14 protein-coding genes are annotated in these 15,516 nt (G+C 56.6%); 12 read left to right on the forward strand and 2 right to left on the reverse strand.

Annotation, left to right across the window (positions count from 1 at the left end):
• Window position 1: 1 nt before the first annotated feature.
• On the reverse strand, window positions 2–718 hold the full coding sequence (locus tag KI235_RS11650) for a 4-carboxy-4-hydroxy-2-oxoadipate aldolase/oxaloacetate decarboxylase (protein WP_060614010.1): 717 nt from the start codon (window positions 716–718) through the stop codon (window positions 2–4).
• Entirely contained in the window at window positions 715–1,449 is a 735-nt protein-coding gene (gene galB / locus KI235_RS11655) for a 4-oxalmesaconate hydratase (protein ID WP_060614009.1), read from the reverse strand. The genes KI235_RS11650 and galB overlap by 4 nt, the downstream gene beginning before the upstream one ends.
• Before the next feature lie 154 nt (window positions 1,450–1,603).
• On the opposite strand from galB, the gene KI235_RS11660 reads away from it, so the two are divergent.
• The 12 genes from KI235_RS11660 to glyA all read left to right on the forward strand — a co-directional run bounded on the left by KI235_RS11660 (window position 1,604) and on the right by glyA (window position 15,492).
• Window positions 1,604–2,827, forward strand: coding sequence for a LysR family transcriptional regulator (locus KI235_RS11660; RefSeq protein WP_060614008.1), 1,224 nt, complete (start codon window positions 1,604–1,606; stop codon window positions 2,825–2,827).
• A gap of 193 nt (window positions 2,828–3,020) precedes the next feature.
• Window positions 3,021–3,770 carry an electron transfer flavoprotein subunit beta/FixA family protein gene (locus tag KI235_RS11665; protein WP_060614007.1) on the forward strand — a complete coding sequence of 250 codons (750 nt, stop codon included), beginning with the start codon at window positions 3,021–3,023 and terminating at the stop codon, window positions 3,768–3,770.
• The gene (locus KI235_RS11670; RefSeq protein ID WP_060614006.1) at window positions 3,770–4,708 is read left to right on the forward strand and encodes an FAD-binding protein; all 939 of its coding nucleotides are present in this window, start codon (window positions 3,770–3,772) and stop codon (window positions 4,706–4,708) included. The genes KI235_RS11665 and KI235_RS11670 overlap by 1 nt, the downstream gene beginning before the upstream one ends.
• A 10-nt stretch (window positions 4,709–4,718) precedes the next feature.
• A complete protein-coding gene (gene purU, locus KI235_RS11675) occupies window positions 4,719–5,576 on the forward strand; it encodes a formyltetrahydrofolate deformylase (protein ID WP_046035443.1) in 858 nt (285 codons plus the stop codon).
• A gap of 59 nt (window positions 5,577–5,635) precedes the next feature.
• A complete protein-coding gene (locus tag KI235_RS11680) occupies window positions 5,636–8,086 on the forward strand; it encodes an FAD-dependent oxidoreductase (RefSeq protein WP_060614005.1) in 2,451 nt (816 codons plus the stop codon).
• Between the two features lie 402 nt (window positions 8,087–8,488).
• The gene (locus KI235_RS11685) at window positions 8,489–9,583 is read left to right on the forward strand and encodes an ABC transporter ATP-binding protein (protein WP_060614004.1); all 1,095 of its coding nucleotides are present in this window, start codon (window positions 8,489–8,491) and stop codon (window positions 9,581–9,583) included.
• Window positions 9,584–9,614: 31 nt separating this feature from the next.
• Window positions 9,615–10,895, forward strand: a complete 1,281-nt coding sequence (locus KI235_RS11690; RefSeq protein WP_212795744.1) for an ABC transporter permease — start codon at window positions 9,615–9,617, stop codon at window positions 10,893–10,895.
• Window positions 10,896–10,898: 3 nt separating this feature from the next.
• Window positions 10,899–11,747, forward strand: a complete 849-nt coding sequence (locus tag KI235_RS11695) for an ABC transporter permease (RefSeq protein WP_058420301.1) — start codon at window positions 10,899–10,901, stop codon at window positions 11,745–11,747.
• A 22-nt stretch (window positions 11,748–11,769) separates the two neighbouring features.
• The gene (locus KI235_RS11700) at window positions 11,770–12,828 is read left to right on the forward strand and encodes an ABC transporter substrate-binding protein (protein ID WP_212795745.1); all 1,059 of its coding nucleotides are present in this window, start codon (window positions 11,770–11,772) and stop codon (window positions 12,826–12,828) included.
• 37 nt (window positions 12,829–12,865) lie between these two features.
• On the forward strand, window positions 12,866–13,645 hold the full coding sequence (folK, locus tag KI235_RS11705; protein WP_198795746.1) for a 2-amino-4-hydroxy-6-hydroxymethyldihydropteridine diphosphokinase: 780 nt from the start codon (window positions 12,866–12,868) through the stop codon (window positions 13,643–13,645).
• 47 nt (window positions 13,646–13,692) lie between these two features.
• Complete coding sequence (locus KI235_RS11710) at window positions 13,693–14,118, forward strand: heme-binding protein (RefSeq protein ID WP_212795746.1); 426 nt, start codon at window positions 13,693–13,695, stop codon at window positions 14,116–14,118.
• Window positions 14,119–14,235: 117 nt separating this feature from the next.
• Window positions 14,236–15,492: a serine hydroxymethyltransferase gene (gene glyA, locus KI235_RS11715; protein ID WP_212795747.1), complete on the forward strand. Its 1,257-nt coding sequence runs from the start codon at window positions 14,236–14,238 to the stop codon at window positions 15,490–15,492.
• Window positions 15,493–15,516: the final 24 nt, after the last annotated feature.

Here is a 15,516-nt window from a genome sequence, read left to right on the forward strand (position 1 = left end):
GTCATCCTTGCAGATCGCTGAGGCTGTCGTAATAGGTCAGCCCACGATCGGCGAGTTTCTGCCGCATGTTGTAGATATCCAGGCCTAATTCACCGGCTGCCATGCGCAGGCGTTTTTCCTCTTCGAGCCTGGCGCGCTTGCGACTGGTTTCAAGGACCGTGGGCAGCTCTTCCCGACGGACAATCACCACGCCATCGTCGTCCGCGACCACGACGTCACCGGGCTCCACCCACTGGCCGGCGCAGATGATCGGTACGTTCACCGAACCTAGCGTTTCCTTGACGGTGCCTTGGGCATGAATCGCTCGTGACCATACCTTGAAACCCATCTCTCTGAGGGTTCGAGTATCCCGCACTCCGGCATCGATGATCAGGCCACGTACCCCTCGGGCCATCAACGACGTGGCGAGCAAGTCGCCAAAGTAGCCGTCGGTGCAGGGCGATGTCGTCGCAACTACCAGGATGTCGTCGGGTTGGCATTGTTCGACCGCGACGTGGAACATCCAGTTATCGCCGGGTGCGACCAACACGGTCACCGCCGTTCCCGTGGTGCTCTGGTTTTGCTGGATCGGGCGAATGGCAGAGTCCAACAAGCCTTTACGGCCCTGGGCCTCATGCACGGTGGCGACGCCGAAGCGATCCAGTTCATCAATTAACGTGCTGTCGGCACGGGGAATGTTTCGTACGACGATGCCGGTTTTTCCGATCAGCGCGCTCATGCCAGATTCTCCGTTACACGTGGGAAGATGCTCTGGTAGCCCTCGGCGTACTCGATGTTTCGGGTGGAGGTGATGCCGACATTGCGTTTGGCTTGTACGCCCCGCTGCAGGGCGACACGGGTGTAGTACTCCCAGAGATGCTCTTGACCGGCCATACACTGGATGGCGGCATATTTCTTGTCCCAGACCTCAGTGATATCCAGCAGCACATCCGGGCGCCATTCGCACTGTTCCGGTTGGTGGGGTTCGAAACTGTAGACCGGTGGGGCTCCGACAATTTTTTCACCGGGCTTGTAACCTTCTGCCTGGGCGATGATGCGCGCCTCCTGGGTCAGGTTCATGGCCAGCGGGTGGTCGTAGTTGTAAGGGTCTTTGATCGAATGGCTGAGGACAAACGTTGGCTGCACTCGGCGGAACACGTCAGCCAGACGGAATAGCGTCTCTTTATCGGCCCGCATCGGGTAATCGCCTATGTCGAAGAATTCCACCGTGGCGCCCAGGATCTGTGCCGCTGCTTCGGCCTCGCTGCGACGGGCGGATTTGACCTTGTCTTCGGACATCTCGCCTTTGCGCCAAAGCTTGGCCGATTCACCTCGTTCTCCGTAGGACAGGCATACGATGTGAACGGCATAACCCTGGCTTGCATGTAATGCGATGGCACCGCCGGCACGCCAGACGAAATCGGCGGAATGGGCGCTGACGACCAGTGCGGTTTTTGTTGTAGGAGTCATTGAAGGGCTCTTCTTACGGCTATTGGGTAGGGCCACATTCGCACTTGGTTGCGGCGATGAATAATGCGTTCGGTTGCAAGAGGTATGCTTTTTACTTATCGATGCAAGTTCTGCATGCTGTGCAACCGCTTCCCTGAAAACCCGATAGGTGCCTATGAACAGTCTTGAACTGCCCAATCTCATGCAGGTTCGGGCGTTCCTTCATGTCGTCGACTACGGCAGTGTATCCAAGGCGTCTACCGTGCTTTTTCGCGCACAACCTGTCGTGACGCGCGCCATCCTGGCGTTGGAGAAACGCCTCGGAGTCTTGCTGTTCGAGCGTAACATCAACGGTATGCGTCTGACCGACTATGGCGAGGGGATGCTTCCCCGTGCTCGTCGTACCCTGGAGGAGTTGCAGGCTGTTGTGCCGTTGCTGGGACAGATGCCGGGGCATACCGCCGAACCGCTTTACCTGTTTCAGACGCGCCGTCTGGAAGTCTTCGTGACGCTTTGCAAGACGCACCATATGCAAACTACCGCGAGCATCCACGGGGTATCGCAGCCAGCAATCAGTGCCGCCATCAAAGTTCTCGAGCAAGGTAGCGGTTGCAGCCTATTTGAACGCACCCCCCATGGCTTGCTGCCGACCCGTCCATGCCAGGCGATGTTGTTGCGGGTGCGTCGAGCACTGAACGAACTTCGTCATATCGACGCCGACATCGCCGCGCTGCGTGGTTCCCTTCAAGGCGCCGTGCACGTGGGGGCATTGCCGCTTGGACGCGCGGGAATATTGCCCGAAGCCATAGTGCGCCTGACTTCGGAGCACTCCCATATACGGATCGTGACCAACGAAAGCCCGTTCGATCTGTTGGCGGGGGAGCTGCGCGCGGGGGATGTGGATTTCATCCTGGGTGCTCTACGCCCGTCGGCCTACGCCAGTGACTTGCATAGCGATGCCTTGCTGCAAGAAGAAATGATAATTCTGGTACGCCGTGACCATCCCTGGCTAACGCGTTCTCTAGGCTATGACGACTTGAGCGCCGCCCGCTGGATCCTGCCTCGTGCAGGCTCTCCGGCACGACAGCTGCTGGACGCATTTTTCATCCACATCGGTATCGCCGCACCCAGCCCTGTGATCGAAACAGCCGACCTGGCAATCCTGCGAGGGGTGTTGTTGCGCTCAGACATGCTCGCCGCCGTTTCGGCTCATCAGTTGGAACACGAAATGGCCTGCGGTGATTTGGTGCGGCTGCCGCTTGCCCTTGACCACACGACGCGACCGATCGGTCTTATCTCCAGGTCCGGGGCACTTCAATCGCCAGCGGCGCAGGCGCTGATGGACAAGATTAGGCAAGTCGTGAATGAGAGAGCGGGGAGCGTCAACAATTCGATTTGAAGCAACGGTGGTGACGGCTTTAGCGTTTTGAACGATCGTTTTTAAGTCTCATTTTTGGTTGCCAGCGCCGTTCCACGACGTGCAACTACGAATAAGCAAGGCTTATCTATAAGCGCCATATAGATCGTTTGTAAGCATCCATAGGGGCTTATAGCATCGGATTCCAGAGGTTTGGACTTATTCGGAGATTGCTATGAAGGTGCTGGTGGCGGTGAAGCGTGTCGTAGACGCCAACGTCAAAGTCCGCGTCAAGGCGGATGAATCTGACGTTGAGTTAAACAACGTAAAAATGTCGATAAACCCCTTTTGCGAGATCGCTGTGGAGGCCGCACTTCAGTTGAAGGAAAGCGGGCAGGCCAGCGAAATCATCGCTGTATCGGTGGGGCCTGATGCTTGCCAGGAGCAGTTGCGCACCGCACTGGCAATGGGCGCAGACAGAGCCGTGCTGGTCAAGGCAGGTAGCGATCTGGAACCCCTTGCCGTTGCCAAGCTTCTCTACACGGTCACCCAGCGTGAAGAGCCCGGCATTGTTCTCCTGGGTAAGCAATCCATTGATGGTGATAACAACCAGACCGGTCAAATGCTTTCCGCCTTGATGGGCAGCGCTCAAGGCACCTTCGCTTCGCAAATCAACGTCGTCGGTGAGTGGGTCAATGTCATTCGCGAGGTCGACGGTGGACTGGAAACCAGAAGCTTGCGGTTGCCCGCAGTGATCACCGCGGACCTACGCCTGAACGAGCCACGCTACGCCTCTCTTCCGAACATCATGAAAGCGAAGAAAAAACCACTGGAGGTCATTGATGCCGGCGACCTCGGTGTCGATATCACTCCTCGTTTGAAAGTCATCAAGGTCTCGGCGCCGCCTGAGCGCAAGGCAGGCATTCGTGTGAGTAGCGTTCAAGAACTGGTCGAGAAGCTGAAGAACGAAGCGGGGGTGATCTGATGGCTGTTTTATTGATTGCTGAGCACCACGAAGGCGCTCTTAAATCGGGCACCTTGAACGCGCTTTCAGCGGCGGCGAGCCTTGGGGCAGACGTCGACGTTTTGGTGGCGGGTCAGCAGGCGGGCAGTGTCGCTGAGGAGTTGGCCGGATTCGCGGGTGTGAGTTGCGTACTGATTACAGATGCGCCCGAGTATGCAGATCAAGGTGTGGAGAATGTGGCCGCTCTGGTGACCGAGCTGGTGAAGACCTCGACCTATGGCCATGTCATTGCCGCCTCTACGGCGTATGGCAAAAATCTGCTTCCTCGTGTGGCTGCATTGCTGGATGTCGCCCAGGTCAGTGACGTTGTGGAAATCGTTTCCTCGAACACATTCGTTCGGCCGTACTACGCCGGTAATGCCCTGGCGACCATTGAAAGCGCTGACTCAGTCAAGGTGCTGACCGTCCGCACCACGGCGTTTGCAGCTGCCGAACGGACCGGGGCATTGGCGTCCATCAAGTCCATTTCCGTCTCTCACGATACCGGTCTTTCCAAATTCCTGAGTGCCGATTTCAGCGTCTCTGAGCGGATCGAACTGACCTCGGCCAAGATCGTTATTTCCGGCGGTCGTGGCATGGGCAGTGGCGAAAATTTCGCCCTGCTGGAAAAGGTCGCCGACAAGTTGGGTGCCGCCGTGGGTGCCTCTCGCGCAGCCGTCGATGCAGGTTTCGTCTCCAACGATATGCAGGTTGGCCAGACAGGCAAGATCGTGGCGCCTGACTTGTACATCGCTGTTGGCATATCGGGTGCCATTCAACATTTGGCCGGCATGAAAGATTCCAAAATCATCGTCGCGATCAACAAGGACGAGGAGGCGCCGATTTTCCGCGTCGCCGACTACGGCCTGGTTGCCGACTTGTTCGAAGCCGTTCCAGCTCTTGAAGCTGCCCTGTCTTAAGGAGTCTGAAATGAGCGCCAAGCGTACCTATACATTCGCTTTCGATTGTCCAGACCGGGTGGGAATCATCACCCGCACGGCGGGCCTTTTCGCCAGTCATGGTGGTTGGGTGGAAGAGGCCTCGCAGTTCTCTGACGAAGAGAGCAATCGCTTTTTCAGTCGCATGGTTGTTCGCGCGGAGACCCTGCCGTTTGACATCGAAGTGTTAAAACGCAAAGTCGAACCGCTCGCACAAGAAATGTCGATGAACTGGCGTCTGGTCGACAGTGACCAGCGCAAGCGTGTGGTGCTGATGTGCAGCAAAGGCTCGCACTGCATGACCGATCTGCTCGATCGCTGGAAGACCGGTGACTTGGTCTGTGACATTGCCTGTGTGATTTCCAACCACGAGGATTTGCGCAGCCTGGTCGAGTGGTACGGCATTCCATTCGAATACGTACCGGTCGACAAAGACAACAAGGCTGCGGGGTTTGCCAAAACCGAACAACTGATCGATGAGTACCGCGCGGACTGTATCGTTCTCGCTCGTTACATGCAGATTCTTCCGCAGAACCTGTGTGAAAAATACCGCCATAAAGTGATCAACATTCATCACAGCTTCCTGCCCTCGTTCATCGGCGCAAAGCCTTATCACCAGGCGTCCCGTCGTGGGGTAAAGCTGATTGGCGCAACCTGTCACTACGTCACCGAAGACCTCGACGAGGGGCCGATCATCGAGCAGGACGTCGCGCGCGTCAGCCACGAACAGTCTGTTGATGATCTTGTGCGGTTAGGCAAAGACGTCGAAAAAACCGTATTGGCCCGTGGGCTTCGAAACCATCTCGAAGATCGCGTGCTTGTGTACGGCAATAAAACCATCGTGTTTTAAGCACCCCCCAATCGTCGAGCCAGTTGCCCTGCCTGGGGTGCTGGCCCTGGAGTTTTAAAATGAGCAATACCGTTCCGAGTTCGGCTCGTGTCGTCATCGTCGGTGGTGGGGTTATCGGGTGCAGCGTTGCATACCACCTGACCAAACTGGGCATCAAGGATGTCGTGCTGCTGGAGCGCAAGACGCTGACCTGCGGCACGACCTGGCATGCCGCCGGCCTGGTGCCGACCCTGCGCGCGACCTACAACATGAGCATGCTGGCGAAGTACAGCGCTGGTCTCTACGAGGGCCTTGAAGCTGAAACCGGTCAGGCCACTGGCTTCGTGCGTAACGGCTCCTTGAGCGTCGCGACTCACCAGGAACGTTTCACCGAGCTCAAGCGCGGCGCTTCGATGGCCAAGCTTTGTGGCTTTCCCTGTGAAGTGGTCAACCCTGAGCAAGCGCTTGACCTGTGGCCACTGCTGAACATCGAAGACATCGTCGGCGGCGTGTATTTGCCTCTGGACGGTGTGGTCAACCCGGTTGACGTCACCCAGGCACTCGCCAAGGGCGCTCGAATGGGTGGCGCTAAAATCATTGAAAACACCCAGGTCTTGGACATCAAGATCAAGGATGGCAAGGCCGCTGGCGTCGTCACGGCTCAAGGCGATATCGACGCTGAGTTCGTGGTGAACTGCGCCGGTATGTGGGCGCGTAATTTCGGCAAGAAAGCCGGGGTCAACATTCCCCTCCACGCCGCAGAACACTACTACGTGGTCACGGAGCCGATGCCGGAAATCAACGGCATCATGCTGCCGACACTGCGTGACCTGGACTACTGCAACTACTTCAAGACCGACGCCGGCAAACTGCTGATCGGCACCTTTGAGCCCAATGCCAAACCGTGGGGCCATGAAGGCATTCCCGACAGCTTCAGTTTTGATGAGTTGCCGCCTGATTTCGATCACTTGGAGCCCTACCTGGAAGCCGCCATTCGCCGTATCCCGGCGCTGGAGAAAACCGGCCTGCAAGTGTTCTTCAACGGCCCGGAAAGTTTTACCCCCGATGACCGCTACCACTTGGGCGAAGCACCTGAGTTGCGTAACTATTTTGTCGCTGCGGGCTTCAACTCGGTGGGCATCCAGTCAGCGGGCGGCGCCGGCAAGGTGCTGGCCGAGTGGATCGCCAAAGGTCACGCGCCGATGGATCTGTGGGACGTCGACATCAAGCGTAATTTGCCTTTCCAGGGCAACTCTCAGTACCTGTATGACCGCACCACGGAAGGTTTGGGCCTGTTGTATGCCATGCACTGGCCATTCCGTCAGTTCGAGTCCGCCCGTAACGCGCGCAAAAGTATCCTCCATGACCGCCTAGTGGCCGCCAATGCCTGCTACGGCGAAGTGGTGGGTTGGGAACGCGCTAACTTCTTCGCACCGGTGGGTGAGAAGCCGGAATACGGCTATAGCTGGGGCAAGCAAAACTGGTTCGAGTGGTCGGCAGCCGAACACAACGCGGTGCGCAAAACCGTCGGCCTGTTTGATCAAAGCTCCTTCGCCAAGATACTGGTCCAGGGCCGCGATGCGATGTCGGTGCTCAACCGCATTTGCAGCAACAACATCGATGTCGAGCCGGGCAAGATCGTCTACACCCAGTGGCTCAATGAGCGCGGAGGTATCGAGGCCGACCTAACCGTGACACGACTTGAGAAGGAGTCGTTCCTCATCGTCACCGGTCCATGGACGCAGACGCGCGAACTGAACTGGCTGCGCCGCAACACGCCGGACGAGGCGAATGTGGTCTACACCGATGTCACCTCGTCGATGGCCGTGATCAGCGTGATGGGCCCTAACGCCCGCAATTTGCTGCAACCGCTGACCACCGACGACCTCTCCAACGAAGGTTTCCCGTTTGCCACGTCCAGGGAGATCGAACTCGGCTATGCCCGCGTACGAGCGTCACGGATTACCTACGTGGGCGAGTTGGGCTGGGAGCTGTACATCCCGACTGAATTCGCCCCGGATGTATTCGACCGAATCGTCGCGGCGGGTGAGCCTTACGGCTTGAAGTTGTGTGGTTATCACGCCCTGAACTCCCTGCGTATCGAGAAGGGCTATCGCCACTTCGGCCACGACGTGATGGAGGAGGACACGCCGCTGGAAGCCGGGCTGTCATTTGCCTCGGACTTCAACAAGGCTGGCGGTTTCATCGGGAAGGAGGCCTTGCTCAAGCAGAAAGCCGAAGGCGTGAAAAAGCGCATGGTCCTGTTCAAGTTCCTCGACCCGGAGGCCACCAACTACCACGAAGAACCGATCTATCGGAACGGAGAAATCGTCGGCCGCACCACCTCTGGCATGTACGGCCACTTCATCGGCGGCAACGTCGCCATGGGCTATGTCTGTAACGCCGAAGGTGCAACGACCGACTGGGTGAAAGAAGGCAAGTACGAGATCGAGGTGGCCACCAAGCGCTATGAGGTGGAGGCAAGCCTTCGAGCGTTCTACGACCCTGAGATGAACAAAATCAAGTGCTGACCCCCTGGCAACCGTATTAGCGGCGGTCAGGCACGGTATAGAAACGTCATAACAACAAGTCGATTGAATCGCGCAGTGCCCGGAGGTCCGACTCCGGGCCAGGCGCAAAAATCGCCGGAGACAACCATGAATGCAAAATGCATCGCCAGGTCCAAGTCGTCGCCAACCCCGTCGGGGGCGCAGCTTTGTGCCGCTCCATCACACCTTATCGATTCTGGGCTCGCCCTGAGCCTTTTCTGCCGAAAGATTCCTCTTGAGTTTGCCGCGTCGACCATCAGACACGGGCGTCCGTACGCCTGATTGATGGCTGTCCTGTGTCTACGCGAACAAGAGAAACCGTGTGAGTGCCGTTTAAGACGGCTTCGCACTTAGCTGATCAAAGAATTGCAGAAGGGTGTTCACATGCAAACAGAATCCTTTGTGAGTTTTCGCAATGTGCAGAAGAGCTACGACGGCGAAAACCTCGTGGTCAAAAACTTCAATCTGGATATTCAGCGAGGCGAATTCATCACCATGCTTGGGCCGTCCGGCTCTGGAAAGACAACGTGCCTGATGATGTTGGCGGGTTTTGAAACCGTCACTCACGGGGAAATCTCCATCGACAAACAGCCGGTTAACGATATCTCGCCACAGAAGCGCGGTATCGGCATGGTCTTTCAAAACTATGCCTTGTTCCCGCACATGACCATTGCTGAGAACCTGGCTTTTCCGCTCAAGGTTCGCGGCCTGTCTTCAAGCGACATCCAGGGCAAAGTTAAGAAGTCACTAGACATGGTCGCCATGGGCCCGCTGGGCAATCGCATGCCAGCGCAACTGTCCGGTGGGCAGAAACAACGAGTGGCCCTGGCTCGGGCGCTGATTTTTGAACCTCGCCTGGTGCTCATGGACGAGCCGCTCGGCGCGCTCGACAAGCAACTGCGTGAACAAATGCAGTACGAGATCAAGCGCCTTTCCAAGCAGCTGGGTATTACCGTTGTTTACGTCACCCACGATCAGACTGAAGCACTGACCATGTCCGATCGCATTGCGGTGTTCAACGATGGTGTGGTTCAGCAACTGGCCAATCCGTCCGACCTGTACGAGAAACCCGAGACCGCTTTCGTTGCCAGCTTCATCGGTGAAAACAACCGGCTGACGGGTGAGGTCATCGAGCGCGATGGTGATTACTGCCAGGTGCAAGTCGGCAACCTCCGAGTGAAGGCCGTTGCGGCGAAATCCGCGAGTACCGCCCGTGGCACGAAAACCACCTTGTCGATTCGCCCAGAGCGCGTCTACCTCGATCCGGCCGACGGTCAATGTGACAACCGGCTACCGGCAAAAATTCAAGAGCTGATCTATCACGGGGACCACCTGCGTCTGCGGTTAAGCGTCGCGGACCAGGATGACTTCATCGTCAAAGTGGTGAATGGCGTCAACCAGTCGACGCCGACCCCCGGCGCCCTGGTGACCGTAGGGTGGCGTGCTGACGACTGTCGAGCGCTCAACACCGTTATCTAACTTTCTTCACCGCTCACACGGAGATCACTCCATGAATCGCCCTGTAATGTCTGAAGGGCCTGCGGATCGGCTGTTTGTGCAGCCGAAGGTTGGCCAGTCAATAAAGGAAAGCCTGGACAAGGCCGAGCGTCGGAACAAGTTCAAGTCCGTGCTACTGGTGTTGCCACTGCTTGCATTTATCGCCGTGTTCTTTCTCATGCCGATCGGCGACATGCTGATGCGCAGCGTGCAAAACGGCACGCTCGCGGACTATATGCCCAACAGTGCAGTCGAGTTGAAGCACTGGGAGCGGCAGGCACTGCCTGAGGAGAAGATGTTTGCAGTCCTCGGCAACGATATTCTCGCCCTACTGAAATCGCAGAACCTGGACCGGGTCGGGACTGACTTGAACCGCGTGCAAAGCGGCATGAAGCTGCTGTTGAACAAGACGGCGAGAGGCCTGGAAAAACAGAGTCAGGCAGGGATCACCGAATTCAAGCCGCTAATGATCAGCATCGACAAACGCTGGGGTGAAACCGCAACGTGGTCGCAGCTCAAGGTGATGGCACCCTCGATTTCTGCAGTTCATTACCTGGCGGCGCTGGATCGTCAATACGACGATAACGGCGACATCGTCCTGCAGCCTGAAAGCCGGCAGATCTATGTCGACAACCTGCTGAAGACGCTTGCGGTCAGTGTCGCGATCACTTTCATCTGCTTTCTGCTGGGCTATCCGCTGGCGTACTTCCTGGCCAGCTTGCCGGACCGCTTCAGCAACTTGCTGATGATCCTCGTGCTACTGCCGTTCTGGACATCGTTGCTGGTCCGGACCAGCGCCTGGATCGTGATTCTCCAGTCAAACGGGGTTTTCAACGATGTCCTTCGCAGTCTCGGCATCATCAATCAGCCGCTCGATCTGATGTACAACCTGTACGGCACCATCATCGCCATGACGCATATTCTGCTGCCGTTCATGGTGCTGCCGCTTTACAGCGTCATGCGCGGTGTCGACCAGACCTACATCCGTGCCGCGCACTCCATGGGCGCCAGCTCCATGCGGACTTTTTTCAAAATCTACTTTCCGCTGTCCCTGCCGGGCGTCAGTGCCGGGGGGATTCTGGTCTTCATTCTCGCGGTTGGTTACTACATTACGCCTGCACTTGTCGGTGGCCGAACCGGCCAAATGATCAGCAACTTCATCGCCTATCACATGCAGACGTCCTTGAACTGGGGTCTTGCCTCGGCAATTGCCAGCCTGCTTCTGGTGGTAGTGCTGCTGATGTACTGGGTCTACGACCGATTCGTAGGCATTACCAATATGAAGTTGGGGTGAGCCATGAGCCTTCCAAATTACATCGGACCTTTCGAACGCTGCTGGTTTTTCACCGTGCGCGGATTTGCCCTGCTCGTGCTGCTGTTTCTGGTGGTACCGATTCTAGTAATCATCCCGTTGTCCTTTAACGTCGAGCCGTATTTCAGCTTCACGTCGGACATGCTTCACCTGAAACCGGAAGCATTTTCCCTACGCTGGTATCACCAGCTGATCAACGACCCGCTTTGGGTGCTGTCGATCAAGAACAGTTTCCTGGTGGCGTGTGGTGCAACAGTGATCGCTACCGCGCTCGGTACGCTCGCATCCATTGGGCTGAGCCGCGCTGACCTGCCGTACAAACGCCTGCTCACCGGCATTCTGATTTCGCCGATGATCGTCCCGGTGATTATTTCCGCCGCTGGCATGTACTTCTTTTACAGCAAATTGGGGATTGGCCAGAGCCTGCTCGCGCTGATCCTGTCGCACGCTGTGCTGGGTACGCCTTTCGTGATTCTGACCGTCACCGCAACGCTCGTGGGGTTCGATCATTCACTGACCCGCGCCGCCGCCAGCATGGGCGCATCGGCGACTTACACGTTTTTCAACGTGACGTTTCCGCTCATTCGCCCCGGCATCATTTCAGGCGGGCTGTTCGCATTTATCACTTCGTTCGACGAGGCGGTGATCGTTCAGTTTTTGGGTGGAGTCGAGCAGCGCACCATCCCTCGTCAGATGTGGTCCGGAATGCGTGAGCAGATCAGTCCCACGATTCTCGCTGCTGCCACGTTGCTGATCATTTTGTCTGTCCTGCTGTTGCTGTCTATCGAAGTCCTGCGCCGTCGTTCGCTCCGCGTTCGTGGAATCACTAATTGATCTGAGATCTAGGGAAGCAGTTATGAAAAAGATGTTGATATGCGCGGTAACAAGCCTCGTGTGTGTGTCTGCGATGGCGCAAGAGAATCTGACGATTGTCACGTACGGTGGCTCATTGGCGGCTGCCCAGACCAAGGCAGCGATCAAGCCATTCAGCGAGAAAACTGGGGTGAAAACCACGCTGGAGGATTACTCCGGTGGCATCGCTCAGCTCAAAGCTCAAGTCGATACCAAAAACGTCACTTGGGACGTCGTCGACATGGAATTACCGGATGCCGTTCGGGCGTGCAATGCGGGGCTGTTCGAACGTATCAACCCGAGCAAGGACCTGGAAGCAGGGACGGGCGGCGCCCCGGTTGACGTGGACTTCATCTCCGGCGCTGTCACCGACTGTGCGGTGGCCAACATCATTTGGTCGACGGCGGTCGCTTACAACGTCAACGCGTTCAAAGGTGAGCAGCCCGCAACGCTGAAGGATTTCTTCGACCTGAACAAATTCCCTGGCAAGCGTGGCTTGCGCAAGGCGCCTCAAGGCACGTTGGAGTGGGCACTGCTGGCCGATGGGGTGCCTCGTAATGAAGTGTATTCCACCCTGGAAACTGAGGCGGGTATCGAGCGGGCTTTCGCCAAACTCGACTCGATCAAGAGTCAGGTGATCTGGTGGGAAGCGGGTGCTCAGCCGCCGCAATTGCTTGCGGACGGCCAGGTCGTAATGACCTCGGCATGGAATGGACGTATCTGGACGGCCCAGACCCAAGAGAAGCAACCGTTCAAGATTATCTGGGACGGTCAGCTGTACGACATGGATGTATGGGCTGTGCCGGCCGGCAGCAAGAACAAAGCGCGGGCCATGGAGTTCCTCAAGTTCGCCACGAGCACCCCGGTGCTGGCTGAGCAAAGCAAATACATCGCCTATGGCCCGACGCGTAAATCGTCGCAAGCCCTGGTCAGCGAGGAAATGAAACCGCATCTGCCGACCTCCCCGGAAAACTTCAAGACAGCGTTACAAATGAATGCCGAGTGGTGGGGTGACCATGCCGACGAACTCAATGAACGCTTCAATGCCTGGCTGACAAAGTAAACCTTTGCCTTCACAGCCTTCTCAGGAGTCCAGCGCCATGTCGACTTTGGTTTACCTCGGGCTAGGGAGTAACCAGGACCGAGATCATCATTTGGGGTTGGCGTTGGAGTTCCTGGCCGCATTGCTAGTGGATGTTCAGTACTCCCCGGTTTATTCCTCCGCGGCTGCCGGCTGCGTGGGCGACGATTTTTTTAACGTTGTTCTGTCCGGGCGCACTGATCTATCGCTGGGCCAGTTGAGTGATGTCCTAAAGCGTTTTGAGGCTAGGTACGCCCGCGTGCTGGTTCCTCGAATCGTCTTGCCAGTGGATATCGATATTTTGCTGTATGGAGATTTCGTGGGGACTTACGCGCATGGGGTGCTGCCGAGGTCGGATCTTATCGATAGACCTTACGTGATAATGCCGCTTGCTGTGCTCGCCCCGGAAGCAGTGCATCCCGTCACTGGTAAAACCTATAAAACAACCTGGCTTGAGTTCGAGCGGCACATACCTGCCGAGGAAGCACCGGTCCTTGTAGCCCGTGACGGGCTGTCCCTGCCCAAGGGTGCAAAAACAGCTGGGGCGGATGATTTTGTGATGGCGCAAACGCTTAAATCACTACGTATTCGACAAGGTCTTACTCAGCGCAAGCTCGCTGAAAAAGCACGGGTTACCCATAGTTCCATATCTGTCATAGAAAAGAATCAAGCAAGCCCTGGGGTTAATACGCTGGGCAAGATCCTGTCCGCGCTATCGACTTCACTGCCTGAGTTCTTTGCAGAGATTGAGCGAGGAGGAGCAGAAGTAAAACCCAAGAAGAGAGTTCTAGAGTTTTAAACACGGATTGGAGTGGTTTTAATTCATCAAATCTGAGGTCGAAGACAATGAAAATGGTACCCAGACTGACAATGGCTGATGCTCAACACATCATGCAAGCTTGTCTTGCGAAAGCCAGGGAACTGGCGGTTGATATGGACATCGCCATTACCGATGACGCCGGTCATCTGATCATGTTTCAGCGTATGGACAATGCGCGGATCACCAGTATCGACATTGCCATCAGCAAATCCTTCACGGCTGCCGCCGCACGTAAATCGACGCGCGCCTATGGCGAAATCAGCGTGCCAGGCAAACCGGCCTTCGGCATCAATACCAGCAACCAGGGACGTTTTTCCATCGTCGCCGGTGGACTGCCGCTCTTCATGCAAGAGTTCATCGTGGGTGGGGTAGGGTGCAGTTCAGGTACTCCCGATCAAGATGAAGTTGTGGCGCAAGCAGGTGTCAATGCCTTTACCGCCTATATCAGCTGACCAACTCAAAAATTCAAAAGTCATTCATCCGGCGCGTTCACGTTTGCTGTTGGAACCGTTTCTGCGCGCCTGATTTCCTGATCCGAACAAAAATAAAAGTTGATGGAGATTTAAACGATGTTCAGCCAGCAAGACCAAATCCAGGGCTACGATGATGAACTGCTGAGTGCGATTGACGCCGAAGAGCGCCGTCAGGAACAGCATATCGAGCTGATTGCTTCAGAAAACTACACCAGTCAGCGGGTGATGGAAGCCCAGGGCAGTGGGCTGACCAACAAATATGCTGAAGGTTACCCGGGCAAGCGTTACTACGGCGGCTGCGAGCACGTCGACAAGGTCGAGCAGTTGGCGATCAACAGAGCCAAGGAGTTGTTTGGTGCAGATTACGCCAACGTTCAGCCGCACTCTGGTAGTCAGGCGAATGCCGCTGTTTACCTGGCACTCCTTCAACCGGGTGACACCGTATTGGGGATGAGTCTGGCCCACGGTGGGCATTTGACTCATGGTGCCAAGGTCAGTTTCTCCGGCAAGCTCTACAACTCGGTGCAGTACGGTATCGATACCGTCACGGGGTTGATTGATTACGACGAAGTCGAACGACTGGCGGTCGAGCATCAACCCGAAATGATCATCGCCGGGTTTTCCGCTTACTCGAAAACCCTTGATTTCCCGCGCTTTCGCGCCATCGCCGATAAGGTCGGCGCCTACCTGTTCGTCGATATGGCCCATGTGGCTGGATTGGTAGCGGCAGGTCTGTATCCAAATCCACTTCCTTACGCCCACGTAGTCACGACCACCACGCACAAGACGCTACGCGGTCCCCGTGGTGGTTTGATTCTCGCCAAAGGTAATGAAGACCTTGAGCGCAAACTCAATGCCGCGGTCTTCCCAGGCGGGCAGGGCGGCCCATTAATGCATGTGATCGCCGCAAAGGCTGTGTGCTTCAAGGAGGCGCTGGAGCCTGGATTCAAAACGTATCAACAGCAGGTGATCAAAAACGCCAAGGCTATGGCGAGCGTGTTTATCCAGCGCGGTTATGACGTGGTCTCGGGTGGGACCGACAACCATCTGTTCCTTGTCAGCCTGATTCGCCAACGTCTGACGGGCAAGGATGCCGACGCCGCTTTGGGCCGCGCGAGCATCACGGTCAACAAAAATGCCGTGCCGAATGACCCACAGTCGCCGTTCGTAACTTCTGGCTTGCGCATTGGAACACCTGCGGTGACTACACGTGGCTTCCAGGAGCCCGAATGCAGCGTTCTTGCCAGCTGGATCTGCGACATTCTCGACAAACTCGGTGATGCCGAGGTAGAGGCCCGTATCGCCCGCCGCGTTTCAGAGTTGTGCGAGCGTTTCCCGGTCTACAAAGCCTGATCATCCACCAGCATTCGATGCGGA

Source organism: Pseudomonas sp. St386 (assembly GCF_018325865.1).
GTDB lineage: Bacteria > Pseudomonadota > Gammaproteobacteria > Pseudomonadales > Pseudomonadaceae > Aquipseudomonas > Aquipseudomonas brassicacearum.

Bases quoted from the DNA above. Each gene is read 5' to 3' on its own strand.
- KI235_RS11650 (WP_060614010.1), bottom strand. From the start codon at position 718: ATGAGCGCGCTGATCGGAAAAACCGGCATCGTCGTACGAAACATTCCC.
- galB (WP_060614009.1), bottom strand. From the start codon at position 1,449: ATGACTCCTACAACAAAAACCGCACTGGTCGTCAGCGCCCATTCCGCC.
- KI235_RS11660 (WP_060614008.1), top strand. From the start codon at position 1,604: ATGAACAGTCTTGAACTGCCCAATCTCATGCAGGTTCGGGCGTTCCTT.
- KI235_RS11665 (WP_060614007.1), top strand. From the start codon at position 3,021: ATGAAGGTGCTGGTGGCGGTGAAGCGTGTCGTAGACGCCAACGTCAAA.
- KI235_RS11670 (WP_060614006.1), top strand. From the start codon at position 3,770: ATGGCTGTTTTATTGATTGCTGAGCACCACGAAGGCGCTCTTAAATCG.
- purU (WP_046035443.1), top strand. From the start codon at position 4,719: ATGAGCGCCAAGCGTACCTATACATTCGCTTTCGATTGTCCAGACCGG.
- KI235_RS11680 (WP_060614005.1), top strand. From the start codon at position 5,636: ATGAGCAATACCGTTCCGAGTTCGGCTCGTGTCGTCATCGTCGGTGGT.
- KI235_RS11685 (WP_060614004.1), top strand. From the start codon at position 8,489: ATGCAAACAGAATCCTTTGTGAGTTTTCGCAATGTGCAGAAGAGCTAC.
- KI235_RS11690 (WP_212795744.1), top strand. From the start codon at position 9,615: ATGAATCGCCCTGTAATGTCTGAAGGGCCTGCGGATCGGCTGTTTGTG.
- KI235_RS11695 (WP_058420301.1), top strand. From the start codon at position 10,899: ATGAGCCTTCCAAATTACATCGGACCTTTCGAACGCTGCTGGTTTTTC.
- KI235_RS11700 (WP_212795745.1), top strand. From the start codon at position 11,770: ATGAAAAAGATGTTGATATGCGCGGTAACAAGCCTCGTGTGTGTGTCT.
- folK (WP_198795746.1), top strand. From the start codon at position 12,866: ATGTCGACTTTGGTTTACCTCGGGCTAGGGAGTAACCAGGACCGAGAT.
- KI235_RS11710 (WP_212795746.1), top strand. From the start codon at position 13,693: ATGAAAATGGTACCCAGACTGACAATGGCTGATGCTCAACACATCATG.
- glyA (WP_212795747.1), top strand. From the start codon at position 14,236: ATGTTCAGCCAGCAAGACCAAATCCAGGGCTACGATGATGAACTGCTG.